This window comes from Bacillus sp. NP157 (assembly GCA_018889975.1).
GTDB lineage: Bacteria > Pseudomonadota > Gammaproteobacteria > Xanthomonadales > Rhodanobacteraceae > Luteibacter.
Genome location: CP076546.1, coordinates 4,787,495 through 4,812,329 on the forward strand (window position 1 = coordinate 4,787,495; position 24,835 = coordinate 4,812,329).

General features: G+C 67.8%; 23 protein-coding genes. 7 read left to right on the forward strand and 16 right to left on the reverse strand.

Annotation, left to right across the window (positions count from 1 at the left end):
* Positions 1-54 precede the first annotated feature (54 nt).
* Positions 55-1,134 carry a Gfo/Idh/MocA family oxidoreductase gene (locus KPL74_21650; protein ID QWT20334.1) on the reverse strand — a complete coding sequence of 360 codons (1,080 nt, stop codon included), beginning with the start codon at positions 1,132-1,134 and terminating at the stop codon, positions 55-57.
* Positions 1,135-1,346: 212 nt separating this feature from the next.
* Here KPL74_21650 and KPL74_21655 point away from each other — a divergent pair, with 212 nt between their 5' ends.
* Positions 1,347-2,228: a phytanoyl-CoA dioxygenase family protein gene (locus tag KPL74_21655; GenBank protein ID QWT20335.1), complete on the forward strand. Its 882-nt coding sequence runs from the start codon at positions 1,347-1,349 to the stop codon at positions 2,226-2,228.
* Positions 2,229-2,281: 53 nt separating this feature from the next.
* On the opposite strand, the gene KPL74_21660 is transcribed toward KPL74_21655, so the two are convergent.
* Positions 2,282-3,139, reverse strand: a complete 858-nt coding sequence (locus tag KPL74_21660; protein QWT20336.1) for an alpha/beta hydrolase — start codon at positions 3,137-3,139, stop codon at positions 2,282-2,284.
* Positions 3,140-3,287: 148 nt separating this feature from the next.
* On the opposite strand from KPL74_21660, the gene KPL74_21665 reads away from it, so the two are divergent.
* Entirely contained in the window at positions 3,288-3,680 is a 393-nt protein-coding gene (locus tag KPL74_21665; GenBank protein QWT20337.1) for a hypothetical protein, read from the forward strand.
* 35 nt (positions 3,681-3,715) lie between these two features.
* Here KPL74_21665 and KPL74_21670 read toward each other — a convergent pair whose 3' ends face one another.
* The gene (locus tag KPL74_21670) at positions 3,716-4,570 is read right to left on the reverse strand and encodes an alpha/beta hydrolase (protein ID QWT20338.1); all 855 of its coding nucleotides are present in this window, start codon (positions 4,568-4,570) and stop codon (positions 3,716-3,718) included.
* A gap of 149 nt (positions 4,571-4,719) precedes the next feature.
* On the opposite strand from KPL74_21670, the gene prmC reads away from it, so the two are divergent.
* Entirely contained in the window at positions 4,720-5,544 is an 825-nt protein-coding gene (gene prmC, locus KPL74_21675) for a peptide chain release factor N(5)-glutamine methyltransferase (protein QWT20339.1), read from the forward strand.
* On the opposite strand, the gene KPL74_21680 is transcribed toward prmC, so the two are convergent.
* The 9 genes from KPL74_21680 to KPL74_21720 all read right to left on the reverse strand — a co-directional run bounded on the left by KPL74_21680 (position 5,530) and on the right by KPL74_21720 (position 16,025).
* Positions 5,530-6,588: an AAA family ATPase gene (locus KPL74_21680; protein QWT22649.1), complete on the reverse strand. Its 1,059-nt coding sequence runs from the start codon at positions 6,586-6,588 to the stop codon at positions 5,530-5,532. The two genes, prmC and KPL74_21680, sit on opposite strands and share 15 nt — an antisense overlap.
* Positions 6,585-7,169 (reverse strand): nicotinamide riboside transporter PnuC, encoded by a 585-nt coding sequence (gene pnuC, locus KPL74_21685; protein ID QWT20340.1) that lies wholly within the window; start codon positions 7,167-7,169, stop codon positions 6,585-6,587. The genes KPL74_21680 and pnuC overlap by 4 nt, the downstream gene beginning before the upstream one ends.
* Positions 7,166-8,512 (reverse strand): hypothetical protein, encoded by a 1,347-nt coding sequence (locus KPL74_21690; protein QWT20341.1) that lies wholly within the window; start codon positions 8,510-8,512, stop codon positions 7,166-7,168. Before KPL74_21690 ends, pnuC begins: the two co-directional genes overlap by 4 nt.
* On the reverse strand, positions 8,509-9,093 hold the full coding sequence (locus tag KPL74_21695; protein ID QWT20342.1) for a hypothetical protein: 585 nt from the start codon (positions 9,091-9,093) through the stop codon (positions 8,509-8,511). Before KPL74_21695 ends, KPL74_21690 begins: the two co-directional genes overlap by 4 nt.
* Positions 9,093-10,868 (reverse strand): VWA domain-containing protein, encoded by a 1,776-nt coding sequence (locus tag KPL74_21700; GenBank protein QWT20343.1) that lies wholly within the window; start codon positions 10,866-10,868, stop codon positions 9,093-9,095. The genes KPL74_21695 and KPL74_21700 overlap by 1 nt, the downstream gene beginning before the upstream one ends.
* Positions 10,865-11,815: a hypothetical protein gene (locus tag KPL74_21705; GenBank protein QWT20344.1), complete on the reverse strand. Its 951-nt coding sequence runs from the start codon at positions 11,813-11,815 to the stop codon at positions 10,865-10,867. The genes KPL74_21700 and KPL74_21705 overlap by 4 nt, the downstream gene beginning before the upstream one ends.
* Positions 11,812-13,392, reverse strand: coding sequence for an AAA family ATPase (locus KPL74_21710; protein ID QWT20345.1), 1,581 nt, complete (start codon positions 13,390-13,392; stop codon positions 11,812-11,814). Before KPL74_21710 ends, KPL74_21705 begins: the two co-directional genes overlap by 4 nt.
* A 62-nt stretch (positions 13,393-13,454) precedes the next feature.
* Positions 13,455-15,350 carry a 1-deoxy-D-xylulose-5-phosphate synthase gene (dxs, locus tag KPL74_21715; protein ID QWT20346.1) on the reverse strand — a complete coding sequence of 632 codons (1,896 nt, stop codon included), beginning with the start codon at positions 15,348-15,350 and terminating at the stop codon, positions 13,455-13,457.
* A 66-nt stretch (positions 15,351-15,416) separates the two neighbouring features.
* The gene (locus KPL74_21720; protein QWT20347.1) at positions 15,417-16,025 is read right to left on the reverse strand and encodes an HNH endonuclease; all 609 of its coding nucleotides are present in this window, start codon (positions 16,023-16,025) and stop codon (positions 15,417-15,419) included.
* Between the two features lie 263 nt (positions 16,026-16,288).
* Between KPL74_21720 and KPL74_21725 the strand changes: the two genes are divergently transcribed.
* Positions 16,289-17,050, forward strand: coding sequence for a SapC family protein (locus KPL74_21725; protein QWT20348.1), 762 nt, complete (start codon positions 16,289-16,291; stop codon positions 17,048-17,050).
* Positions 17,051-17,119: 69 nt separating this feature from the next.
* On the opposite strand, the gene KPL74_21730 is transcribed toward KPL74_21725, so the two are convergent.
* The 3 genes from KPL74_21730 to KPL74_21740 all read right to left on the reverse strand — a co-directional run bounded on the left by KPL74_21730 (position 17,120) and on the right by KPL74_21740 (position 20,187).
* The gene (locus tag KPL74_21730) at positions 17,120-17,596 is read right to left on the reverse strand and encodes a GNAT family N-acetyltransferase (protein QWT20349.1); all 477 of its coding nucleotides are present in this window, start codon (positions 17,594-17,596) and stop codon (positions 17,120-17,122) included.
* A gap of 284 nt (positions 17,597-17,880) precedes the next feature.
* Entirely contained in the window at positions 17,881-19,659 is a 1,779-nt protein-coding gene (locus KPL74_21735) for an acyl-CoA dehydrogenase C-terminal domain-containing protein (GenBank protein QWT20350.1), read from the reverse strand.
* A gap of 36 nt (positions 19,660-19,695) precedes the next feature.
* Positions 19,696-20,187, reverse strand: a complete 492-nt coding sequence (locus KPL74_21740) for a hypothetical protein (GenBank protein ID QWT20351.1) — start codon at positions 20,185-20,187, stop codon at positions 19,696-19,698.
* Between the two features lie 152 nt (positions 20,188-20,339).
* Here KPL74_21740 and KPL74_21745 point away from each other — a divergent pair, with 152 nt between their 5' ends.
* Together KPL74_21745 and KPL74_21750 are read left to right on the forward strand one after the other, a co-directional pair.
* Positions 20,340-20,819 carry an SET domain-containing protein-lysine N-methyltransferase gene (locus KPL74_21745; GenBank protein QWT20352.1) on the forward strand — a complete coding sequence of 160 codons (480 nt, stop codon included), beginning with the start codon at positions 20,340-20,342 and terminating at the stop codon, positions 20,817-20,819.
* 98 nt (positions 20,820-20,917) lie between these two features.
* Positions 20,918-21,463 carry a type 1 glutamine amidotransferase gene (locus KPL74_21750; GenBank protein ID QWT20353.1) on the forward strand — a complete coding sequence of 182 codons (546 nt, stop codon included), beginning with the start codon at positions 20,918-20,920 and terminating at the stop codon, positions 21,461-21,463.
* Positions 21,464-21,591: 128 nt separating this feature from the next.
* Here KPL74_21750 and KPL74_21755 read toward each other — a convergent pair whose 3' ends face one another.
* Positions 21,592-23,631, reverse strand: a complete 2,040-nt coding sequence (locus KPL74_21755) for an elongation factor G (protein ID QWT20354.1) — start codon at positions 23,629-23,631, stop codon at positions 21,592-21,594.
* A gap of 190 nt (positions 23,632-23,821) precedes the next feature.
* Here KPL74_21755 and KPL74_21760 point away from each other — a divergent pair, with 190 nt between their 5' ends.
* Positions 23,822-24,832, forward strand: a complete 1,011-nt coding sequence (locus KPL74_21760) for a hypothetical protein (GenBank protein ID QWT20355.1) — start codon at positions 23,822-23,824, stop codon at positions 24,830-24,832.
* The last annotated feature ends 3 nt before the right edge of the window (positions 24,833-24,835 follow it).

A 24,835-nucleotide genomic window follows, 5' to 3' on the forward strand; every position in this document is an offset into this window, starting at 1 on the left:
CGTCTGCGCGCGGATGGGGCCTTGTCGTGACACCTTTCGCGCGCAGGCGCGCTCCTACATGAGGGGGATCCAGCGGCGTTCGGCGGCGGATACCAGCGCGGCCTCGATCACCCGATCCACCTCGTAGCCATCGCGGAATGTCGGCCAGACCGTTTCGCCCGTCTCGATCGCCTGCAGGAAGTCGCGCAGCTCGATGACGATCTGGTCGTTGTAGCCGGTGCCGTGGCCAAAGCCCTGGTTGAAGGCGAGGTAATCCGGATGTGGCGGCCCCATCAGCAGCTTCTGGAATCCACGCCGTGCCGGTTCGCGCGCGGCGTCGTAAAGCCACAGCGCGTTCTGGTCTTCCTGGTCGAAGTACAAGGCGCCACGCGTGCCGGTGATCCGATAGGTGTAGCCCATCTTCCGGCCGGCGGCGACGCGGCTGAAGCTGAGGCTGCCGCTGGCACCGTTGGCGAAGCGCAACAACATCTGGCCCTGGTCGTCGTTCTCGACCGCTTCCGGGCCGTCCGCTCCCGGGCGCGAGGCGTGCACGATCTGGGTGTCGGCGATGAGGCTCGCGATCGGCCCGACCAGGCGCAGGCATGCGTTGACGATATGCGGTGCGACATCGGCGAGCGCGCCGGCAGCGGTGCCGGTGCTGATCCGCGTACGCCACGAGGCGGGCAGGGCGGGATCGTGCAGGTAATCCTCCACGTGTTCCGCCGTCACCTGGATAACCTCGCCGATCTCGCCCGACGCAATCACCTGCCGGGCCAGCTGGCTCGCCGGCGTGCGGATGTAGTTGTAGCCGACCATGCTGGCCAGGCCTGCCTGCTCGATCGCCTCGGTCATGCGCAGCGATTCACTCGCGTCACAGCCGAGTGGTTTCTCGCAGAGGATCGGCTTCCCCGCCGCGATGCAGGCCAGCACCATCTCCAGGTGGGTACGCGGCGGCGTGGCGATGATCACCGCCTCCACGGCGGGATCGGCGACCAGCGCCCGCCAGTCGCCCGTCGAACGCCGCCAGCCCCACCGGCTCGCATGGGCCGCCGCGCCATCCGCCGTCGAGGTCGCGATCATCTCGCACACCGGGCGCAGCCCGGTCTCGAAAATCGCCCCGACCGACTGCAACGCGATCGTATGGGCCTTGCCCATATACCCCGCCCCGATCAATCCCACCCCAATCTCTCTCATCCGGCACCCCGCAAGAATAAAACGCCCCCCTGTAGGAGCGCGCCCGCGCGCGACCCCACAGAACGTAGCCCATCCTGACCATGTTGCACCGCAATTTGCAAGCGCTTGCAAAACGGCCTAGCGTAGTCCCCGACAAGACCCCTTTGCCGCCCCCGCGCGGCCGGAGACCCGCCATGAATGCCGTTCGCCAGCCAGCCGTCGTCCCCCCGGTTTTCACCGAAGCCAACCTCGATACCGATGCCATCGTCCGCGAGCTGCTGGAAGGCATGGGTGCGGTGACCCTGCGTGGCCTGTTCACGCCCGAGGAGATCGCCGAAGCGCGCGACATCGTCATGCGCGAATCCAACCAGGACGACCGCGGGTCCAAGGTCACCCATTTCCAGGGCGATGCGGAGAAGGCCGGGCGGATCAACCTGCAGCGGCGTGTTTGGAACCTGCTCGCCAAGGGCGAGGTGTTCTCGCGGATGGCGGCGCACCCGGCGATCATGCAGGTAATGCGCGCCTTCCTCGGCAGCGAGTTCATCATGGGCTCGATCGCCGCGAACCGTATCCTGCCCGGTGGCCCGGGGCAGGAGCCGCACATCGACTATCCGTACTGGGATTACCACTCGCCGCAGACCCACCCGACGCGAATCAATGCGTCATTCCCGTTGAACGGGCAGGTGACGATCATGCTCGATCCGTTCACCGAGGAAACCGGCGCCACCGCCTACGTGCCCGGCACGCAGCGCGAGCTGCGCTACCCCGACGAAGGCGACGGCTTCTTCAGCCGCTGCGAGCGCATGCTCGGCGAACCGGGCGACACCGTCGTGTTCTTCGGCGCGGTGTGGCACTGCGCGATGCCCAACCGCAGCAGCATCGATCGCACGGCGATCATCACCCAGTACCTGCCCAAGTTCGTCAAGCCGATGGAAGACCTGCCGGCGGCGTTGCCGGAGGCCTTCGTGAAGCAGGCCGGCCCGGATATCCGGCAGTTGCTCGGGTTGAACTATCCGTATCCGGAGGTGCTGGATGCGGCGCGTGGGGGGAATGCGGAGGGGAGGAAGCGGTATTGAGGGGTTGCAGCCCTGATGGGTTGTGGCGGATTCGGTCGCGCGCGGGCGCGCTCCTACAGGGGGTGGGGGGTGCTGGTGGTTTTGATGAAGGTGTCGATGTCCTGGAGGACGGGGGCCTTGGCTTTCGAGGGGCCTAGCGCGAACAGGATGCTCATGTGGGTGATGCCGGGGTAGAGCTTGAGCGTGACCGGTTCGCCTTTGGTTTCGTAGTGTTTGGCGAGCGACTGTGCATTCGAAGGCTTCACCGTCGAATCGTCGTCGCCCTGCAGCAGCAACGCAGGCGGCTCGTCGCCGTCGACGAAGTTCACGGGCTGCGAGCGGGCCTGGGCCTCCGGGGTCTTGCCGAACATGTCGATGAAGTCGTCGCGTTTCAGCGGCAGGAAGTCGTACGGCCCGGCCAGGCCGATGAAGCCCGACAGCTGGCGGGGTTGCATGCCGACCTTGCCCAGCCATTGCTTATCAGTGGCGAGCAGCGAGGCGATATGCGCACCCGCCGAATGACCCATCACGTAGAGCCGCGAAGGATCGCCACCGTACTTCGCGACGTTCTCCCGGGCCCACGCCGTGGCGTGCGCGGCATCGTCCATGAAGCCATCGAGCCGTGCCTTCGGCCACGTGCGGTAATCGGGGATCACCACGACGATCCCACGCGACGCGAGCGATTCGCCGACCCAGCGATACCACTGCCGCTTGCCGCTTTTCCAGCTGCCGCCGTAGAAGAACACCACCACCGGCGCGTTCTTCGCGTCCGGCGGTGAGTAGACGTCGAGCGACAGCGCGCCATCGAAGGGGATGTCGTGGTGCGCGACGGTGTCGCCCGCGGGCTGGCGGGCATTTACCACGCCGAAGAGGGCGGACTGGCAGCCGGCGAGGAGCAGGGCGGCGAGGGAAGCGAGGATGAGTCGGGTCATACCCAACGTTTACGTACCGGGCGTGAAGACGGATGCAAAGATCGACTCGCGACCCCCTGGGTTTGTTGACACCGCCGGTTTGCAGCACCTATGTTCTTGCGATGCGTGCGTGCCGGGCACGGGAGTGGGAGAAAGCATGGAGAGTGACGTGTGCAGCCCGCGACGCGTGCCCTCGTGGCGTTATCCGCCAGTCGCCATGCTCGTCCTGTCGTGCCTCGCCTCGGCCTGCGCCTCCTCGCCCGCGCATGTCGACGTCGTGCCAGGGAAGGTGGCGAAGCAGTGGGGATTCCCAGGCTGCGAGATATCCGTTCCGTTGAGCCCAGCCCAGGTCGTCGACGACGTGAAGACGCTCGGCGGTTCCGCACCGGAGACCTATCCCGAATGGAACCGACTGCTTTCGGTGCGACGGGACGGAGACCAGTTGCGCCTCGTCGATTGCACGCGTGAGCGTCGGAACCGCGACGTGGGCGACCCCTACTACTACGCGCTGTTTCGCGACGACAAAGTCATCGCTGAACTCCACTTTGCGTTCTTCGATTAGCGGCAGGCATGCGGCCCGGCCCTGTCAGACGCCGCTCAGTGGCCCGGGTGCCCGTGGATGAAGTCGATGGTGTCCGCCAGCGTGCTGGCCCGGTGCTTCATGGGGCCGAAGGAGAGGAGAAGGCCTTCGTGGCCGACGCCGGGGTAGAGCTTCAGCTCGGCCGCCTCGCCCGCATCGTTGTACCGCGCTTGCATGGACAACGCCTCCGAGGGATACACCTCGGTGTCTTTCTCGCCCTGTAGCAGCAACGCAGGCGGCTCATCGCCGTCGACGAAGTTCACGGGCTGCGACGCGGCCTGCGCCGCCGGTGACGTGCCGAACATGCCCAGGTAGTCGGCGTCGTCGTCGATCGGCAGGAAGTCGTACGTGCCTGCCACGCCGATCCATCCGGCGAGGTCGCGCGGCTGCATGCCCACGGTGGCCAGCCATTGTTTGTCGGTGGCCAGCATCGCCGCGATATGGCCTCCCGACGAGTGCCCCATCAGGAAGAGGTCGCCCGGCGCGCCGCCGAACTCGCCGATATGCTCGTGCACCCAGCCCACCGCCTGCACGGCGTCCGCGAGGAAGCCCGCCATCGGCACGATCGGCCAGAGCCGAATGTCCGGGACCACGGCCACGACCCCGTTACGCGCCAGCGCCTCGCCCATCCAGCGGTCCCACTGCCGTTTCCCGTGCTGCCAGTCGCCGCCGTAGAAGTAGACGACGACGGGCGCGTTCGTGGCACCGGGCGGGGCGTACACATCCAGCGCCAGGTGGTGTACCGGGTCATAGACGATGCCGGGATGTGCCACGACGCCCGCGCCCGTTTGCGTCGCGTTGATGGTCGCGAAGAACGTCGCCCGGCAGCCGGCGAGGCCAAGCAAGGCGAGGGCGATAAGGACAAGGCGCATCGCCCCATTGTAGGAGCGCGCCTCGCGCGCGACCACGCGCAAGATCCCGCGTCCTCACCGAATGACCCACCCCTAAACGCCACCGGGTTCTCCACCCGCGCCCAACCGGCCTCCCACCACCCACCCCACCGCCCGCTAGAATCCCCCGCATGACCGACGTCCGTACGATCCTGCGCCAGGCCAGCCACGCCCTCGGCGACCGCCTCGAGGCCGAGCTGCTGCTGGGCCATGCCCTGGGTGTGAACCGGGCCTGGTTCTTCGCCCACGCGGACGATGCGCTGCCCGCGGCCGACGAGGCCGTGTTCGACGCGCTGGTCCAGCGCCGCGTCGCCGGCGAGCCGGTGGCCTACATCACCGGGTATCGCGACTTCTGGTCGCTGGCGCTCGAAGTCACGCCGGCCACGCTGATCCCGCGTCCGGAAACCGAACTCCTCGTCGAACTCGCCCTGGTCCACCTGCCCGAAGGCGGCCGGCTGCTCGACCTCGGTACCGGCAGCGGCGCCATCGCGCTGGCAGTGGCGAAGGAACGACCCGACGCCGTGGTGCACGCCGTCGACGCGAGTGCCGCCGCGCTGGATGTCGCCCAGCGCAACGCACGACGCCTCGGGCTGCGCGTGGCCTTCCATCACGGCGACTGGTTCGCGCCGCTGGGCGACGAACGCTACGACGTCATCGTCAGCAACCCACCGTATATCGAAGAGGCGGACGAACACCTGGCGAAGGGCGACCTGCGCTTCGAGCCGCGCTCCGCACTGGCCTCGGGCGCCGATGGCCTCGACGACATCCGGCGCATCATCGATGGCTCGCCGGCACATTTGCACGACACGGGTTGGCTGATGTTCGAACACGGCTGGAACCAGGGCGACGCGTCACGCGCGCTATTCGACGTTCGCAGATGGTCGGATGTCACGACCACGCGCGACCTCGAGCATCGCGACCGGGTCACCGGGGCCCGCTGGTCATCCCGCGCCTGACAATGCGCCTGCCGTCGCAAGCGATGCAGCGGCCGCGGCACAGCGCTGCTCCCGATCACCCCGCAACAGCGTAAACGGCATCCCGCGACGGCCAAGCTCGTCGAGGTACCACGCATGCTGCCGGTCGCGGAACGCTTCGTCCTGGCGCGTGCCGTCCTGCACGAACGGGAATTCCGGGGCGCACAGGAAGACGTGGTCGTAGCGCCGCGCGGCAAGCGCCTCCAGCAGCGGATCCGCACGACCGAACAGCGCATGGTTGTAGAACAGCGTCGTCAAAGGACTGGTGTCGCAGACCAGCCAGCCGAGCGCGCCGCGTGCCGCCTCGTCCTCGCGCGCGCATTGCACCTCGCCGATGTGCAGCATGTCGTCGTAACGCAAGGCGCCGTCGCGCGCCACCCACAACTCGCGGCCGTACTCGTCGACATGCGTGGTATCGAGGCGCGTGGCGAGGTCGACGCACAGCGTGCTCTTGCCGGTCGATTCGCCACCGAGGATGCACGCGCGGCGCACATAGTCTGCGTGTACCTCGGGAGCCAGCCAGCGTCGGGCGGCGGCCGGGTCCTGGCGGATCCGTGTCGCCGAGACGGGGATCGTGGCGCGCTCGCGATCGACGCTCACGTGTTCGACGACGCCCGCGTAGCCCGGCACATGGGTCGTGAACCAGTCCGTGAGCGACGCGGCGAAGCCGCGGCCGTAGTCCTCGCTGGTGAACACCACCTCGAAGGTGGTGCCCAGCACATCGGTGCACAGCCAGCAGGCGAACGCACGTTGCACGTCGTCCGGTTCGTCGTTGTGGGGGATGCGTCGCGTGTGCCCGGCAGCCGCGAGGCGTGCGTCGTCGAGGACCACGATGCGCGCCGCGCGTGGGAAACGCAGGCGCAACCAGCGCTCCCGGGTCGCCGCATCGCAGCGCTCGAACGACGGCTGGCTGTACGCCAGCACGGTCAGCTCGTCGCATGCGGCGAGCGCCTGGTTCACGAGGTACTCGTGGCCCAGGTGCAGCGGCGAGAACTTGCCGACGACGAGGCCACGCCGCAGGCTCACGCCGCCGCCCCGGCGTCGGCCTCGGCATTCGGCGTGCGTGCCAGTCGCCACCAGTAGCGCCAGGCGATGATCGCGTTCACCCAGTACACCGCGTAGAGGCCCGCGGTGAGGTACAGGCCGCGGCTGAGGTAGAGCGGCACCGCCACGCTGTTGACCAGCAGCCAGAATGGCCATGTCGCCACGTCGCGACGCATCAGCAGCACCTGGGCGAGCACGCTGAACGCAAGCACGGTGGAGTCCGCGAACGGCTGGTAAGCCTGCGTATAGCGGTGCAGGAGCATGCCGTAGCCGATCGTCGCGACGATGGCGGCGAGCGTGGCCAGGCCGATCACGCGCCAGCTGCTGGCGTCGCTGACCGGTTTCTCGCTGGACCCACGCACCCAACGGATCCAGCCGAGGATGCTGGTGACGACGAAGAAAACCTGCAGCAGCACGTCGGCGTAGAGGTGCGCGTCGTAGAACACCACGGTGAACACGGCGCAGCCGACCAGCCCGGTCCACCACGTGTGCACGCTGTTGCGGCCGGCGAAGAGGATGGAGGCGGTGGCGAGCAGGTTGGCGATGAGTTCGAGCGGGGTCACGTCAGTCCAGCGGCGAGGTCGGTGGTGTATTGCAGGGGCTTGGCATCGGGCGCGTCGCGCTGCACGCGTATGGCCACGGGGCCGAGCAGGCGGTGCAGTGGCGCGAGCGCCGCATCGTCGCCGCCGTGGAAGCTTAGCGGCAAGGTCAGCGTGAACGCGCCATCGGCATGCTGGTGCACGCTGAAATGCGACAGCGGAAGATGCCCCAGCGCGTGGGTCACGTCCACGTTGTTCACCCAGCCACCGTCGGCGCAGCGAAAGCGCACCGGACGGCGACCGCCGAAGTCGAGCAGCACGGGCTCGCCGGCGTGCTCGCCCGCGGCGGCGAAGTCACCGGTGCGATAGCGCAGCAGGGGCAGGTAATCGTTGAAGCCGCCGGAGACGACGATCTCGCCGCGCTCGCCTTGCGCCGCACGCGTGCCGTCGTCGCGCAGGATCTCGATATACAGGCGGGGTTGCAGCGGGACGTGGCCACCGGCCGCGTCGTCGTAAACGGCCACGGGGCCGACTTCGTTCATCGAATAGATGTCGAGCACCGGGCAGCCGAAGCGCGCGGCCAGGGCATCGCGCAGGCCCGGCGACAGCATCATCGACACCGACAGCAGCGCGCGTGGCCGGACCCGTGTTGGCACGCGCAGCAGTTCGGCGAAGGACAGCGGATCGCCGGCAAGGAACTCGGGGTCCATCGCGTCGAGCCACGCCTCGCGGTCGGCGGGCGACTGCCAGTCGCCGGGATGCAGGTTGATCTTCGCCAGCCCGGATTCGCCGGTCTGTGGGGTCACCGAGGTGTAGGTGAAGCAGCGCGACTGGTGGCCGAGCAGGATCACGCCCACGCGGTCGGCGCCGCCCACGGGCTCGATCCCGACCCGGCGCAGTGCGCGGCGGTGGTGGGTGAGGTAGCGGCCCGCCACGCGCGGATGCGAGGGCACCAACATCGGGTGGCCGGTGGTGCCGGTGGTCTGGAACTGGACCAGCCGGTCCAGCGGCAGGCTGTCCGGCACGAAGCTGGCGACGTCCGCCGCGAGCATCGCGCGCGACAGCGGCTGGATGTCGCTGAAGCGCCGTGGCGGCGCACCGAGCGCGCGGTAGTGCGGCACCTCGCGGAAGGCATGCGCGACCACCCCGGCGAGCCACGCGGGCTCCGTGCCGTTGATCGACGGCACCGGCGAGCCCGCCATGGCCTGTTCGTAGCCGGCGAGGTCCGCGAGATCGTCGTCGCGCAGCCGGTTACCGCTGGCCTGGGTGAACCGCGGTGCCGCCGGATGCTCGCGCATCCGCCGGAGCATCGCGCGGCCGGCGTCGCTCAGGGTCGGATAGCGGTCGGTATCGGTGGCTTCGGTCATTCACGCGTCCACTTGTCGGCCGATTCGGCGGCTGCCTTCTTCGCCAGCGCTTCGCGGATCGCCCGTGCCCGTTCCTCGGCGCTGCGTGCCGCTTCCAGCAGGCGTGCGCGTTCCACGCCGCTGATCGACGACAGCCGGTCGGTCGCTTCCGCGCGCGCTTCGCCCGCCGGGCGATAGCCAAGCCGGGCAAGCGCCGTGCGGGCCAGTTCTTCGCGGCGCTCGGCATCGTGCACGAAACGGTCCGCGCTGCCACCGGCGACCAGCTCGGCGGCGGCCTGGTCGAGCACCTGCAGCAGGCCCTCGCGCGCGGGCTTCGCGTCGACGAACCAGTCGTCGGCGAGCAGCCAGGTGGTGACCTGGACCAGCATCAGGCGGTTGCGATCGGCGCGTGCATCGCCGGAGACATAGCGACGCAAGGCCGACGCGTCGACGCGATGCCCGTGCAGGCGCAGCAGGTCGTGCACCAGCGCAGCGACGCGCACGGTGCCCGCCGCCGCGACGCGCGGTTCGTCGAGGAATTCCACCGGCGTTTCCGCGAGACGGCGGGTCAGTGTTTCAAGGACGGGGCCTTCGCGTTCCATCAGGCGGCTTCCCTGTTGCGGTAATGCTGGTCGCTGAAGGCGCGGGCGAACGCGACCAGGTCTTCCATCGTCGCGCAGGGGTGGATGGCCCAGCCCTGTTCGTCGCGTGCGCGGCGCAGGTCGCCGAACCACTGGCCCGAGGTCCAGTTCGCGGGGATATTCAGCGCCATGGTGCCGCCGGCGCGACCGACGGCGAGTGCATGCGCGCTGATGTCCCAACCGCTGAGCCCCTGCTCGTCACGGGCGAACATCGTGTCGATGCCGGCATCGGAAATCATCAGGATATGCACCGGGCGATCGTGCGGGCGCCGCGCAGCGAAGGTCTCGCGCAGCCGGTGGATGGGAAAGGCGGTGGCGCCACCGTAGTAGCCGGTGAGCACGCGCAGGATCGCGTCTTCGTCGCGAACGAAACCCTCGGTGTGCATGTACTGCTGCTTGCCGCTCCACAGCGTCGCCTGCACGCGCGAGCCCGTGCGCAGGGCGGACAGCGCGATGATCGCGCCGGCCAGGGCGAGGTACGAGGTGTGCTGTTGCGGGTTGGGCATCGAGCCGGAACTGTCCACGTAGATGTCGAGGTCGACCGGGATGACGTCCTGCTCGCGCCCCGGCGACACGCCCATGGTCCGGCGCACGGTGGTCACGCCGGGAATGATCCGCGGCGACACCAGCACGCTCTGGAACCAGTCGATGTCTTCGACGGCGTCGCCCACTTCCCAGGTTTCCAGGCCTTCGGGCAAGGGCTCGGGGGATTCGGGCGCGCGTCGCGTCGGGAACGGCACGAGGTCGGGCAGGGCGCGTTCGCGGTAGTAGCGCACGGCGATGTCGTGTTCGCTGCGGGTGACGCCCGCGGCCTTGAGGATCTCGCCGTATTCGAATGGCTCGCGTGCCTGGCCGGTGGATCGCTCGTTCGATGTCGCGGGCTCGACGGGTGCCGTCCGCTCGCCGGAGAGACCCGGATCCTCGCTGGGATGGATGCCGCCGTCGAGTTCGTCGCTCTCCACGTCGACCAGTCCGCTCGGCTCGCAGTGTTCGGCGGCCATCCGCGTGTCGTGCAGGTAACCCAGCGCATCCGATCCGTGGGTGTCTTCGACCAGGTATTCCAGCAACAGGGTGGCGAAGCGCCCGGCGGCATGCAGCCACTCGCCGCTGTAGACGCGGATCAGCCGCGCGCCAAGCCACGCGTCGCCGCGGATGCGCACGTCGTCGACGGCGCCGCCGAGGCTGCCGCGCGGCAGGCTCCACAGTTCTTCGTAGATGCCCATGTACAGCATCCACAGGCGGTTGTCCGGCGACGCGGGCGTGGCCCTGGCCAGGCGCCGGTAGACCTCGTCCATGCGCAGCCCGGCGCGGCGCTGCAGGCGGTCGTTGATGAACAGGTCGGTGTAGAGGTTGGCCACCATCGGCGCATGCCGTTCCAGCGTGGGCAACGCGCGACGCATGCGCGCGAGCAGGCGGAACTGGTCGGAGGCCGTCGCGGGGGCCAGCACGTGGTGGCCGATTTCGTGGGCGAGCACTTCCACGGCGAGGTCATCCAGGCCGAACCGCGCCACCGTTTCCATGTCGATCACCACGCTCTGGTCGAACAGGCGGATCATCGCGAAGCTGCCGCTCAGCCCTTCCTGCGCCGCTTCCACGCGCGTATCGCACAGGCGCGGATCGCGCAGGCGGGTGAAGCGGCTCCAGCAGGCCAGTGCGGCCGGCCACGCGGTGCGCCAGGCGGCCAGGCGCTCGCCCGGCGTGGGTAGCGGCGGGGGTGTTGTCGTGGCCTCGCTCATCGCGGCAGGGGCTGCACGCAGATGACGTGGCTGAACGGCGAACTGATCGCCAGCGCGTCGGCATGCGCGACGACGGCCAGTTCGTCCGCGGGCAAGCCGTGTTCGCCGAGCCGGGCACGCCATGCGGCGTCCGGCCGGCCCGGCGCGCGCGCCGCGTGGAACTCATCGGCTGTCGCCGGCAGCAGGGCCGCGCCGTAGGCGTCGGCGACCAGCGCGAAGAAACGCTCGCCGCTGCGCACGACGAAGCGCGCCGCATCCGCTCGCACCTCGGGAGGTTCGGGGAACACGCCGCCGAAGCCGGTGAACGCACCCACGTCGCGCAAGGCCTCCACGCGTCCCGACGGCTGCCACCAGGGATCGGCGGCGTGTCCGTCGAGCAGCGGCTGCAGCGCTTCGCCCTCCGCGCCGAGCGCGGCGCTGGCGAGCGCGGCGGGCAGCTGCGCGGCAAGGCGCAACGCACCGTCGCGGTAGGTCGGCATGCCGGCACGCCACGCGAGCACCTGGCCGACGGCACGCCACTGCGTGACGGTCTCGCAACGCGGCGACAGCGTGGCGAAGCTTTCCAGCCAGATGGCCTGGCGGGCACCGGGCGCCTGCGCGATGCGTAGCGTGGCGTGGCTCAGCGCGCCCAGCACGCTGTCCGGCTGCACCGCGATCAGCGCGCTGGCAGGCACGGCCAGGCGCTCCCACGCCGCGCTGACGGCGACCAGCGACGCGCTTGCGCGGCCTGCCAGTTGCAGGCACAGGTGATATCCCGCCAGCGTCACCGCGGCCTGGCGTTCCGACGGCACGGCGGCGACCACCGCATCGAGCGGGCCGGCCAGCAGGGCGGCGAAGGCCTCGGTATCGAAGGCGGGGTATTGGTGGCGCGCCGTGGCGACGCGTGCATTGAAGTCGTTGCGACCCGCCGCCAGCACGCGTGCGAGGGCCGGTCCGACGCGCTTCATTGCGCGCGCAGCCACTGCAGGTAGTTGGTGTAGCGCTGGTGCAGGTATTTCAGCTTCACCAGGTCGTCGTAGATGTGGCCATACAGCTTGCGGCCCTTCGTGCGTTCTTCGACGAGGTGTTCGATCGCGGCGAGGCGGCGGCGCACGTCACGCTCGGCCACGCCGTCGAGGCCCCTGGCGAACTCCTCGGAGGCCTTGCCGACCGGGTCGTCGCGATCCAGGTCGAACTGGTCGTAATCCGCGTTGGACAGGTCGAGCAGGTGGCGCAGCCAGCTATAGGTGTCGGTGCGGTATACCGCGTTTTCCGGCAGGCCGAAGAACGGCGAGTCCAGGTCCGGGTGCAGCTTGCCGTGCAGGACGAAGGGCACCACCTGGCGCAGGTCGTCCAGCGCAACGGATTCGTTGCCGCGGAAGAACGCCATGGCCTTGGCGTACACCAGCAGGGTCAGCAGGGTGCGTACCGAAAGGCCGTTGCGGGTCTGGCAGCCGATGTCTTTCAGGCGATCGCGACCGGTGTCGGTGGCGGTGAGCCGGTTCCAGTCACCGCCGGCCAGGCGCGCCGCGTCCTTGGTCATGTACTCCAGCTGCTGGCCGGCCACTTCCATGAATTCGAACTGGCTGGCGAAGAACTCCAGCCGGCGACGCACGTCCGCGGGGACCTCGATCGCGCGGATCCGCCGCGACATCGCGTCGATCTCTTCCGCGCTGAACACGATCTCCGGCGGGACCATGTCTTCGGGACGCACGTCGCCTTCGATCCGCAGCAGCAGGTCGTCGAGGAAGCGCGGGTTGAACGCCAGCGCCTGCACGGTGACGTCGATGCGATCGCGCAAGGCCTCGATCACCTGGTAGGTGCCGCCACCGAGGTCGTCGTTGGCGGTGAGGTACCACGCCGATTCCGGACACTCGTAGACGTGGTTTAGTACTTCGGCGTAGTTGTCGCCCATCAGGGTGAGCAGGGCGCTTTGCGTGCGGGTGGGGATGCGGTTGTATTCGTCGACGATCTTCACCCGCATGCCCAGCCAGCGACGCCAGGCGATGCGGATGTCGTCCATGTCCTGCGCGGTGGCGAGGTCGGCGGGCAGCGGGTTGCCGAGCAGGTCGGCGACGGTCATCTGCGGATGGCCGTGCTGCATCGCGCGCTTCACCTCACGCAACGGGTAGCCGGCGAGCACGCCCATCAGCGTGGCGCTGGCGGTCTTGCCGCGGCCGGGTCCGCCGACCAGCAGGCATTTGCGCCGCGTGGCGAAGGTCAGCAGGGGCAACAGGACGAAGCTGGAATAGCTCTGCGCGGAGGGCAGCACCAGCGTGCGACGGGTGTCGCCGATGCTGAAGCTCGGCGCCGGGCCTTCGTTGAATTCGATGTCGTAATGCGGGCTGATGATCGCGTTGTTGACGATCCAGAAGTACGCCTGGCGCAGCTTCTCGTCGAGGGTCAGCGCCTCGCCCGGTGCATCGGCGCCGGTGTCGAGCGGGCCGGCATACAGGTTCTCGACATCGAACTCGCGCGCGGCGGGCGCGTTCTTCGGGTGGGTCGGCGCTTGCGACACGCGCTGGAAGAATCGAAAACCCGGCATGGCGTTCCTTCGTGTCGGGACGCACGCACCGGGCCCGGTGCGTGCGCGTTGGATCGTTCGGGTTAACCCGCGCTGGCCACCGCCGACGCCACGAACTGCGGGAAACGCCCGCGGATCGCGCTGCGGATCTGCGGCAGGTCGAGGCCGGCCATGGTCAGCACTTCTTCGCGGCTGCCGTGTTCGAGATATTCGTCGGGCAGGCCGAGGTGGTAGATCGGCAGGGTGACGCCCTTCGCCGCGAGGAACTCGGCGACGCCTGCGCCGGCGCCACCGGCGACGGCGTTGTCCTCGATGGTGACGAAGGCCTGGTGGGTGCGCGCGAGCTCGAGGATGAGCTCTTCATCCAGCGGCTTGACGAAGCGCATGTTGGCCAGCGTGGCGTCGACTTCCGCGGCGATGATCGCCGCCGGGGCGAGCATGGTGCCGAAGGAGAGGATCGCCAGCCCATGGTGGCCGCGACGACGGATCTCGCCCTTGCCGATCGGCAGCGTCTCCAGGCCTTCGCTGATCTTCGCGCCCGGGCCAGTGCCGCGCGGATAGCGGATCGCGGCCGGGCCGTTATAGGCATAGCCGGTGCTCAGCATCATCCGGCACTCGTTCTCGTCGGCGGGCGCCATGATCACCATGTTCGGCAGCACGCGCAGGAACGACATGTCGAAGCTGCCGCAGTGGGTCGCGCCGTCCGGGCCGACCACGCCGGCGCGGTCGATCGCGTAGGTCACGTCGAGGTTCTGCAGGGCGACGTCGTGGATGGCCTGGTCGTAGGCACGCTGCAGGAAGGTGGAGTAGATCGCCACCACCGGCTTCGCGCCCTCCACGGCCATGCCGGCGGCGAGCGTGACCGCATGCTGCTCGGCGATCGCCACGTCGAAATAGCGCTGCGGGTATTCCTTCGAGAAACGCACCAGGCCGGAGCCTTCGCGCATCGCCGGGGTGATGCCGAGCAGGCGCTCGTCGGCAGCGGCCTGGTCACAGAGCCAGTCGCTGAAGATGTCGGTATAGGTCGGCTTGGCCGGCACGCCCTTCTTCACCAGGCCCGCGATGGGGTCGAACGGACCCACGGCGTGGTATTCGATCTGTGCCTTTTCGGCAGGTTCGTAGCCCTTGCCCTTGGTCGTCATCACGTGGAGCAGCTGCGGGCCGGGCAGGTCCTTGACCATTTCCAGCGCCTGGACCAGCTGGCCCATGTTGTGGCCGTCGATCGGCCCGGTGTAATGGAAACCGAGTTCCTCGAACAGCGTGGACGGCACGAACATGCCCTTGGCGTGTTCTTCCCAGCGCTTGAAGAAGCGGCCGAAGAAGGACTCGCGCGGCATGGCCTTCTTGGCCCGCTCGCGCCACGCATTGAGGGTGCGGCTGGACATCGCGCGCGCCGCCATCTTGGTCATGGCGCCGACGTTCTCGCTGATCGACATGCCGTTGTCGTTGAGGATCACCAGCATGTTCGGCTCGACGTCGCCGCCGTGGTTCATGGCTTCGAAGGCCATGCCGGCGGTGAACGCGCCATCGCCGATCACGGCGACCACCTTGCGGTTGTCCCCACGGCGCTGCAGGGCGATGGCCATGCCCAGCGCGGCCGAGATCGAGGTCGACGAATGGCCGACGCCGAAGGTGTCGTACTCGCTTTCGTCGCGGCGCGGGAACGGCGCCAAGCCGTCCTTCTTCTTGATCGTGGTGATCCGGTCACGGCGGCCGGTGAGGATCTTGTGCGGGTAGCACTGGTGGCCGACGTCCCAGACCAGGCGGTCCTTCGGGGTCTCGAACACGTGGTGCAGGGCCACGGTGAGCTCCAGCACGCCCAGGCCCGAGCTGAAATGCCCGCCCGACGAGGCCACGGCCTCGATCAGGTAGCGGCGCAGCTCGTCGGCGATCGCCGGCAGTTCGTCCGCCGAGAAACGGCGGAGATCCTCCGGCGAGTCGATCTGCGCCAGATAGGGATAGTTCGAGAGGTCGTTCATCCGCCTATTGTTCGCCCAAGCAGGGGGCGGGGCAAGGACCAGCGTGTGAAAAAACGAAGGCGAGCCTTACCCCGGGCGGCGATCCCGGGGCAGGTGGCTGACCAGGAACTCCATCTGGTCGGCCAGGATGTTGCGGTTGGACAGGATCAGGTGCTCCACCCAGCTCGGCCGGTAGGGCACGGCCAAAAGCGGCATATTCGCCTGGTGTGGGGTCCGGTTGCTCTTGCGCAGGTTGCAGGCAAGGCAGGCGCTGACCACGTTTTCCCACTCGTCCGCGCCCTTCTTGGAGATGGGCACGACGTGGTCGCGGGTGAGCTCGTGGCGGGTGTACTGATGGCCGCAATACAGGCAGATATGCCGGTCGCGGGCGAACAGGGCGGTGTTGGTGAGGGCGGGCGCCGGATCGATGGCATGTTCGCGGCAATGGCCGGTGCTGGCCACGATCGGGTGCAGTTCCAGGCTGCTGCGCAGGCCTGAGGCGCGGCTGATGCCGCCGCGGACGGTCACGCAGGGATCGCCCAGGGTCCAGGCCACGACCCCGCGTACATAGAGGCAAACCGCGTCCTGCCAGCTGATCCAGTCGAGGATGCGGCCGGAGGCATCGAGCGAGAGCACCCGCGTGGCGTGCAGCGCAGCCACTTTCGGCAGGTCCTCCTGGAGCACTTCCATCGTCATCTAGTCTCGTCCTTCACGTGCGCGAAAGAGCGTTCCAGCAAGCCGAACTCCGTGCGGGCCATGGGGTGGCCCCGCCCTTTACGAGGGCGTTCGCCCGAGCATAGCCCATAATTACGACAGAAAAGCATCGCCGCGGTATGGATCTTGCGGGGCTTTTCCTGTTCCGCGCCGCTGATATAGTGGGCGTTCGATTCGAGACCGACGGGTTTGGAAGGGGGGCCGGGGTGGCTTCCCAGGCCTGGCGGGTCCAAGAGGGAATGACAGTGGCAGAAGTGCTTTTCTACGAGCGCCCGGTGGCGCTGAACCGGACGACTCACCGTGACCTTCGCCTGAAGGCGGTGAACAACATCCATTTCGCCGCCAAGGCACACTCCGTGCCGCTGACCGGCGTCGAGTTCGCCCCGGCCGCGCGTGACTTCCCCATCCTGTTCGCTGGCAACAGCATCGAGGACGCGGGTCCGATGGCCCTCCTCGGCCTGCGCCAGGGTGAAAACCTGTTCGTCGGCGAGAACGGTTTCTGGGAACAGGGCATGTACATCCCGGCCTTCGTCCGCCGCTACCCGTTCGTGCTGGCCGAGAAGCCGGTCGGCGCCGAGGGCGACGATTTCACCGTGTTCCTCGACGAGGCCTACGAAGGCTTCAACGAGACCGAAGGCGAGCGCCTCTTCAACGAAGACGGCACCGACGCCCCGGCCCTGACCAACGCCGTGAACTTCCTGGGCGAGTTCCAGGACCACGTGGCCCGCACCCAGTGGTTCATGGGCAAGCTGCGCGAGCACGACCTGCTCGAGCCGCGCACCATCACCCTGCAGAAGGAAGGCCGCGGGATCAACCTCAACGGCCTGTTCGTGATCAACGAAGAGAAGCTGCGCAAGCTCGACGAAAAGGTCGCTGGCGAGTTCCTCCGCGAAGGCGCGTTCGGCTGGATCTACGCCCACCTGGTGTCGCTGGCCAACATTGATCGCATGGCGGCCCGCCTGGACACGCGTGAGACGAAGGACGACGGCGCCAAGCTCAACGCCTGATCGCGGCGTCACGCTGGATAACGAAAAAGGCCGCCTTCGGGCGGCCTTTTTCGTGCCACCCGGTCCGCTTCAGCGGACCGGTCGGGCCATCCGCACCAGGTCCGTATCGAACCCGTGCTTCATGTACAGGTCGCGTGCGCGCTCGTTCCCGGGGAACACCGCCAGCGTGACGAACTGGCAGCGATGCTCCTTGGCCCAGACGTAGGCGTGGTCGAGCATGGCCTTGCCGACGCCGGAGCCCTCGTAGCGCTCGTCGACCGCGATATCCGAGATATGGCAGTTGTCGCGCTGGGTGAAGAAATCCTTGGTCTTCTGCAGGTGGATGAAACCCACCGCGTCGCCATCGTCGTTCTCGGCGATGAAGATGTAGCTGTTGGACGGTTGCTCGTCGAGGTGCCTGACCAGGTCCGTCTCGATGCCCTTGAGGCAGTCGCTCTTCGTCCGGCCGTTCGGCAGCGGGAAGTGGATGAACCGGTGGACAAGGCCGAGGATAAAGTCATCGTCGTCGCTCTCGGCGAGACGAATCAGGAACGCTGGGTCGCTCATCGTGTCGGGAACCGTCGTTGGCGTTGGGTGTCCGGGCTGGTCCCGTTCTACACCCGGCAGCCCAACGCGTAAAGCACGCATGCCCCTATGTAGGAGCGCGCCTGCGCGCGATAGGGGTGCGATAGAGGCGCGATAGGCCGAAATGGCCCGACCATCCATGGCGATAGCCTGGCCATCCATGGCCATTGCCCTTGCCATCCATGGCCATTGCCCTTGCCATCCATGGCGACCAGGCCCATTTCCCCGATCTGGATGCCATGGTCCGGTCGCGCGCAGGCGCGCTCCTACAGCAGCTCGGGCAGGGTCTCGACGCCGGCGTCGATCGCCGCCTTGTGCAGGTGGATGCGCGGCAGGATGCGGGCGAAGTAGAAGTTGGCCGTGTCGCGCTTGGCCTGCTTGCCCTCGGCGTTGAGCAGGGTCGTGCCCTCGGCGGCCAGCACGCTGCGGGCCAGGCAATAGGCCAGGGTGATGTAGCCGGAGTAATACAAATAATCGACCGCGGCCGCGCCGAGTTCTTCGGGGTTGGCCTGGGCCTTGCCGGCGATCTCGATGGTCAGGTCGCCCCAGGCCTTCGCTGCTACGGCCAGCGGGCCGACATAGGCCTTCACCGTCTCGTTCGCCGCGTTGGCGTGGCAGAACGCCGAGATCTCGCCGAGGAAATGCTTCAGGCCCGCACCCTGCAGCTGGACGATCTTGCGGCCGAGCAGGTCCAGCGCCTGGATCTGCGTGGTGCCTTCGTACAGGGTGATGATGCGGGCATCGCGGACGAACTGCTCCATGCCATGTTCGGCGATGAAACCGTGGCCGCCGAAGATCTGCAGCGCTTCCTTGGTGCATTCCTGGGCCGCTTCGGTCAGCAGGCCCTTGGCGATCGGGATCAGGAACGAAAGCAGTTCACCCGCCTGCTTGCGCGCCTGCGGATCGGCATCGCGCGATTCGATGTCGCTCTGCAGCGCCGCGTAGGCGGCCAGCACGCGACCGCCCTCGACGAAGGCGCGCTGGGTGAGCAGCATCCTGCGCACGTCGGGATGGACGGTGAGCGGATCGGCCGGCTTTTCCGGCAACTTCGGGCCGGACAGCGCACGCATCTGCAGGCGCTCGCGGGCGTAGTTCAGGCTGTTCTGCAGGGCACGCTCGGATACCGCCAGGCCCTGGATGCCGACGGCGAGGCGCGCCGCATTCATCATGGTGAACATTGCCACCAGGCCCTTGTGCGCGGGGCCGATCAGCCAGCCCTGCGCCTCGTCGAAATTCATCACGCAGGTGGCCGAGCCCTTGATGCCCATCTTGTGCTCGATGGCGCCGGCCGCGGCGGCATTGCGCTCGCCCAGCGAGCCGTCCGCATTCACCTTGAACTTCGGCACCACCAGCATCGAGATGCCGCGGCTACCGGCCGGCGCGTCCGGCAGGCGGGCGAGCACGAGGTGGATGATGTTCTCGGCGAAATCGTGCTCGCCGGCGCTGATGAAGATCTTCGTGCCGGTGACCCGGTAGCTGCCGTCGTCGTTCGGTTCGGCACGAGTCTTCAGCAGGCCCAGGTCGGAGCCGGCCTGCGGTTCGGTCAGGCACATGGTGCCGGTCCAGCGGCCTTCCACCAGCGGCTTGAGGAAGGTGTCCTGCTGCCACTCGTCGCCATGGTGCTCCAGCGCGTCGGTCGCGCCGTGCGAGAGCAGGGGATAGATGCCCCAGGCCAGGTTGGCCGAGTCGATCATTTCCTTCACCAGCGCGCCGAGCACGGCGGGGAGCGCCTGGCCACCGAATTTTTCGTGCGCGGTAAGGCCGGCCCAGCCGCCGTCGGCGTACTGGCGATAGGCTTCCTTGAAGCCCTTCGGCGTGGTGACCGAGGCGGTCGCCTTGTCGTAGTGGCAGCCCTCGGCATCGCCGGAGGCATTCAGCGGGGCGAGCACCTGCTCGTTGAAACGCGCGGCTTCGTCGAGCACGGCGTCCAGCAATTCGCGGTTATGCGCTTCGCCGCCTTCGAGGCGGGCCAGCACGGCTTCGGCGCCGAGCACGTCGTAGAGCGCGAAACGCATGTCATTGAGCGGGGCTTTGTAGATCGTCATCGGGAATCCTGGCGAAAACGGCTGGGTAAGGAGGGGTCAGGGCGAGCGGTAGGTGTCCGGGATGCCGGGCACCGGCGACAGCCAGCTCTTGCCGTGCACGGGGTACGTGTCGGGCTTGGTTTCTTTCTCGGGCGTGGCCGTCACGCGGCCTTCGATGCTGTAGGCCAGGGCGCCGGTGCTGCCCTTGGCGGCCAGTTCGGCGAGCGCCTTCGACATCTCCGGCGTGGGCAGGAGATCGACCTGGGTGACGTCGGCGGCGAAGGAGGGGATGTCCTGGTCGATCTTCGCATCGAGCAGCACGCCGCCCAGCTGGCCGACCTGGAAGGTACCCTGGAAGCGATCAAACGACATGCCCGTGTAGCTGTTGTTACGCACGCGCAGGGTCACATGCCAGGTGCCGCCCGGCTTCGCGCTGACTTCGGACAGCGAGACCGATGGCGGGAACACGCTTTTCTTCACGGGTCCGCAGCCGGCGATGAGCACGAGGCCGGCGAGCGTGGCCACGCGAAGGATGGAAAGGCGTCGCATCAAGGTGATTCCCCAGGCATGGAGGCTTCGAACACCCGTTCGATGGTAGCGCCGGGGCCCTGTATGCGCGAGACGGCGTTTGAAACGCGGTTCCCAAGCGCAGCCCAAGCAGGCATCATCCCTTTTTGCCTTCCATGACGGTTATCCACCCCATGACACGACGCATCGTCGCGCGCCGCTCCCCCATCCACGGCAACGGCGTCTTCGCCACCGCGCCCATCAAGGCCGGCGAAGATGTCATCGAATACAAGGGCGACCGGATCACCCACGCCCAGGCCGACAAGAAGTACGGCGACGGCGGCGAAACCGGCCACACCTTCCTGTTCACGCTGAACGACAAGTGGATCGTCGACGGCAACAGCCACGGCAACGTCGCGCGCTGGATCAACTACGGCTGCGATCCGAACTGCCAGGCCGTGATCCTCGAGGACGAACCGGGCAAGGATTCGAAGAAAGATAAGGTGATGATCGAGGCCTTGCGCGACATCGCCCCGGGTGAAGAGCTGGTCTACGACTATGGCATCACCCTGGATATGCCGCACACCGCGCGCCTGAAGAAGATCTGGGCCTGCCGCTGCGGCTCGCCCAAGTGCACCGGCACCATGCTGAAGCCCAAGCGCAAGGCCGCCTGACCTTCACCTTTGCACACGGGACGGCGACACCTGCGCGACGTCCCGCTGATCCGCCGCCTTCGATCCTGTCCGGACCTTATCCGCGACAGGAGCCCACCATGGCCCGCAAGCAACTCGAAGGCCGCCGCATCGCCGTCCTCGCCACTGACGGTTTCGAACAGTCCGAACTGATGGAACCCAAGCGCCTGCTCGAAGAGGCAGGGGCGACGGTGGATGTCATCGCGCCGGGCGACGCGAAGCAGATCAAGGGCTGGGACAACAAGGACTGGGGCCAGTCCGTCGACGTCGACGTGGCCCTGGACCAGGCCGACGCGGGTCGCTACGACGCCATCGTGCTTCCCGGTGGCGTGATCAACCCCGACAAGCTGCGCATGGACGACAAGGCGGTCGGCCTGGTCAAGACCATCGCCGACGCCGGCAAGCCCGTCGCCGCGATCTGCCACGGTCCGTGGACCCTGATCAACGCGGGCCTGGTCAAGGGCAAAAAGGTCACCTCGTGGCCGTCGCTCAAGGCTGACCTGGGGAATGCGGGTGCGCAGTGGGAGGATAGCCAGGTGGTGAAGGACGGGAACCTGATTACGAGCCGCAAGCCTGACGATATTCCGGCGTTTACGGAGGCGTTGATTGGGGCGCTGGCTGGCTGAGTGGGGCGTGGAGGAGGGTTGGAAGAGGAAGAAACGAAGCGATGTGGCGGGTGGTTTGGGCGCATCGCTTCGTGGGCTTTCGCGCGCAGGCGCGCTCCTACATTGGGGGTTGGGGTTGGGCTAGGGGGTTAGTCTTCTTCGGCTTTGGGCTTCCACATCTCGACCAGCTTGCGTTGCACGCCGGGCGGCACGGTGTCGTAGTGGCTGAAGTCCATTGCGTAGCGGCCCTGGCCGCCGGTGACCGCCTTCAGCTGCGTCGGGAAATCCGCCAGCTCGGCCAGGGGCACGCGGGCCTTGATCAGGGTCTCGCCGCCGCGCAGTGAATCCGTGCCCATGATCTGCGCACGTCGCGAGGCCAGCCCACCGGTCACGTCGCCTACCGAGTGGTCCGGGATCGATACCTCGAGGTCGACCACCGGTTCCAGCACCAGCGGCCGCGCTCGCGATACCGCGTCGAGGAACGCCTTGCGGCCCGCGCTGATGAACGCCACCTCCTTCGAGTCCACCGGATGGTGCTTGCCGTCGTAGACCACGACGCGCACGTCCTGCATCGGGTAGCCGGCGACGGCACCGCCGTCCATCGCCTGGCGGATGCCCTTCTCGATCGCCGGCATGAACTGGTTCGGGATCACGCCGCCCTTGGTTTCATCCGCGAAGACGAATCCCGCGCCACGATCCAGCGGTTCCACGCGCAGGAACACTTCGCCGAACTGACCCGCGCCACCGGTCTGTTTCTTGTGCCGATGGTGTCCTTCGGACGAGCCACCGATGGTTTCGCGATATGCGATGCGCGGTGCCTGGGTCACCACCTCGACGTCGTAGCGTGACTTCATCCGTTCCAGCATCAGCTTCAGGTGCAGGTCGGAGAGACCGCGGATGACGGTCTGGTTCACCTCGGCATGGTGTTCGACGATGAAGCAGGGGTCTTCCTCGGCAAGCCGTGCGAGCGCCTGCGACAGCTTCTGCTCCTGGCCCTTGTGCGCCGGTTCCACGGCCAGGCCGAACATCGGCGACGGAAACGGACACGGCTGCAGGTGGATGCGCGATTCATCGGCGGCGTCGTGCAACACGGCGTCGAAATGGATCTCGTCGACCTTGGCCACCGCGACGATGTCGCCCGGCAAGGCCTCGTCGATCTCCACGTGGTCCTTGCCCTTCAGCCGGAACAGGTGCGCGACCTTGAACGGCTTGCGCCCGTCGTCGACCAGCAACTGCGAATCCTTGCGCACGGTGCCCTGCCATACCCGGAACACGCCCAGCTTGCCGACGAACGGGTCATTGACGATCTTGAAGACGTCGGCCACCACGTGTTTCGCCGCATCGGCGGCGATCGCGAAGCGCGTGCCGCTGTCGTCGTGGAACGGCGGTGGATTGACTTCGTTGGGGCAGGGCAGGATGCGTTCGATCAGCTCGAGCAGTTCGTTGACGCCGACGCCGTCGCGCGCACTGGTGAACACGATCGGCACCAGGTGTCCGTCGCGCAGGCAGTGCTCCAGGGCGTCATGCAGTTCGGCCGTGGTCAGCGATGCCTCGCCCTTGTCGAGGTAGTGCTCCATCACGCTGTCGTCGATCTCCACCACCTGGTCGATCAGCTGCTGGTGCGCTTCGCCGGGCGAGGAGAAATCGCTGTCGCCGCCGTTCTGGAAATACGCATCGCGCACGGCTTGGCCCTGCGCGGCCGGCAGGTTCACCGGCAGGCACTCCGGGCCGAACTCCGCGCGCAACTCGTCCACGAGGGCGGCGAGGTCGACGCCTTCGGCATCGATCCGATTGACGATGAGCAGGCGTGCCAGCCCGCGCTCCTTCGCGTGGGCCATCATGCTGCGCGTGCCGTGTTCGATGCCGTTGGCCGCGTTCACCACGATGGCCACGGTGTCGGTGGCGGCGAGGGCCGCCAGGGCGGGCCCGCGGAAATCCGCGTAGCCGGGGGTGTCGACGAGGTGGATGCGGTAGCCGTTGCGCTCGATCGAGGCGATGGCGGCATCGATGGAATGGCCCCGGGATCGCTCCAGGGGATCGGTGTCCGAGACGGTACTGCCCTTTTCGACGCTGCCCATGCTGTTGAGCACGCCGCCGGCGTGGAGCATGGCTTCGAACAACGTGGTCTTGCCGGCCCCGGCGTGGCCGGCGAGTGACAGGCTGCGGATGCGTTCCGTGGATGGCGACACGATGCGACCCTCCCTAAGGATGGTGGTCCCCCGTCCTGCAAGCCTTCTCCGATTGGGGGACGGAATCAAGGGGCAGGGGAATCTTCTTTCGCCGACGCGGTCTGTAGGCCTCAGGCTTAGGGCGTGGTCAGCAGGCCGACGTTAAGCTGTAGTGCTTCACCTACCGGCCTTGAAGGGGACCGTCGCTCGCGTGCAATACCCAGGCAAGGCGCCACCGCCGCATGTCGAACCGCACCGGCTCCTGCCGGCGGCGACGCAGCGCCATGGGCTGCATCCGATCGACCCGGCCACCATCGTGGCCCTGCGCGCCATCGGCCGCCGGCCGCCGCCGCGCAACCGCGTACTGGTCACGCTGGCGATCGCCGTCACGCTGGTCCTGCATATCCTGCTGGTGCTGCTGGTCCAGTACGAGATGCAGACGCGGCCCATGTCCGGCTTCGCCAGGCCGGACGACAAGGCCGACGTGCTCGAAGTGCGCTTCATCGAGCCGGCCCCGCCACCGCCTCCCAGGGCGAACGTGCCCCCGCCGCCCCCGGTCAGCGAGCCGCCGCCGAAGGTGCGTTCCCCTGAGGCGACCCGGCCGGAGCCGCCCAGGCCGCCGAAGCCGAAAGAGCCCGCGAAGACCGACACGCCTGCCGAAAACGCGGCGCCGGCGACTCCGGCGCCCGCGCCGAGCCTGTACGGCAAGGACGGCAGCATCAACATGGGCACGCCGAGCGGGCAGGCGCCGCCGACCCAGGCCAGCTTCGTCTCGCGCAAGCCGACCGACGACGCCGGCGTGATGTCGCACAAGACCACGGTGACCTATAAGGAAACCCGCTTCGAAGGCGACTGGGTGCCGCCGAACGAGACCATCGTGCAGTCGGGCGTGCGCAAGGTGATCGAAAACACCTCGCTGAAGAAGGAAGTGAACATCGGTGGCCAGCGGATCAACTGCGCCACGGTGCTGTTCGTGCTTCCGGTCGGGTGTTCCGGTGCGGATCCGTCGAAGCCGCCGCCGAAGTCGGCCGACGGCCGCCTCAACATGGCGCCGTCCAAACCGCTGGCGGATGGCCCCGACGTGGTGCCGTCGCCGCCCGAAGCGGTTTGCATCGCCGCGTTCCGTGCCGACAAGCCGATGCCGCAGGGTTGCCCCAGCGACGTGCCCTTGAAGGCGATCGAGCTGGAAAAAGCCGAGCAGCAGCGACGTACCGGTAAATAACAC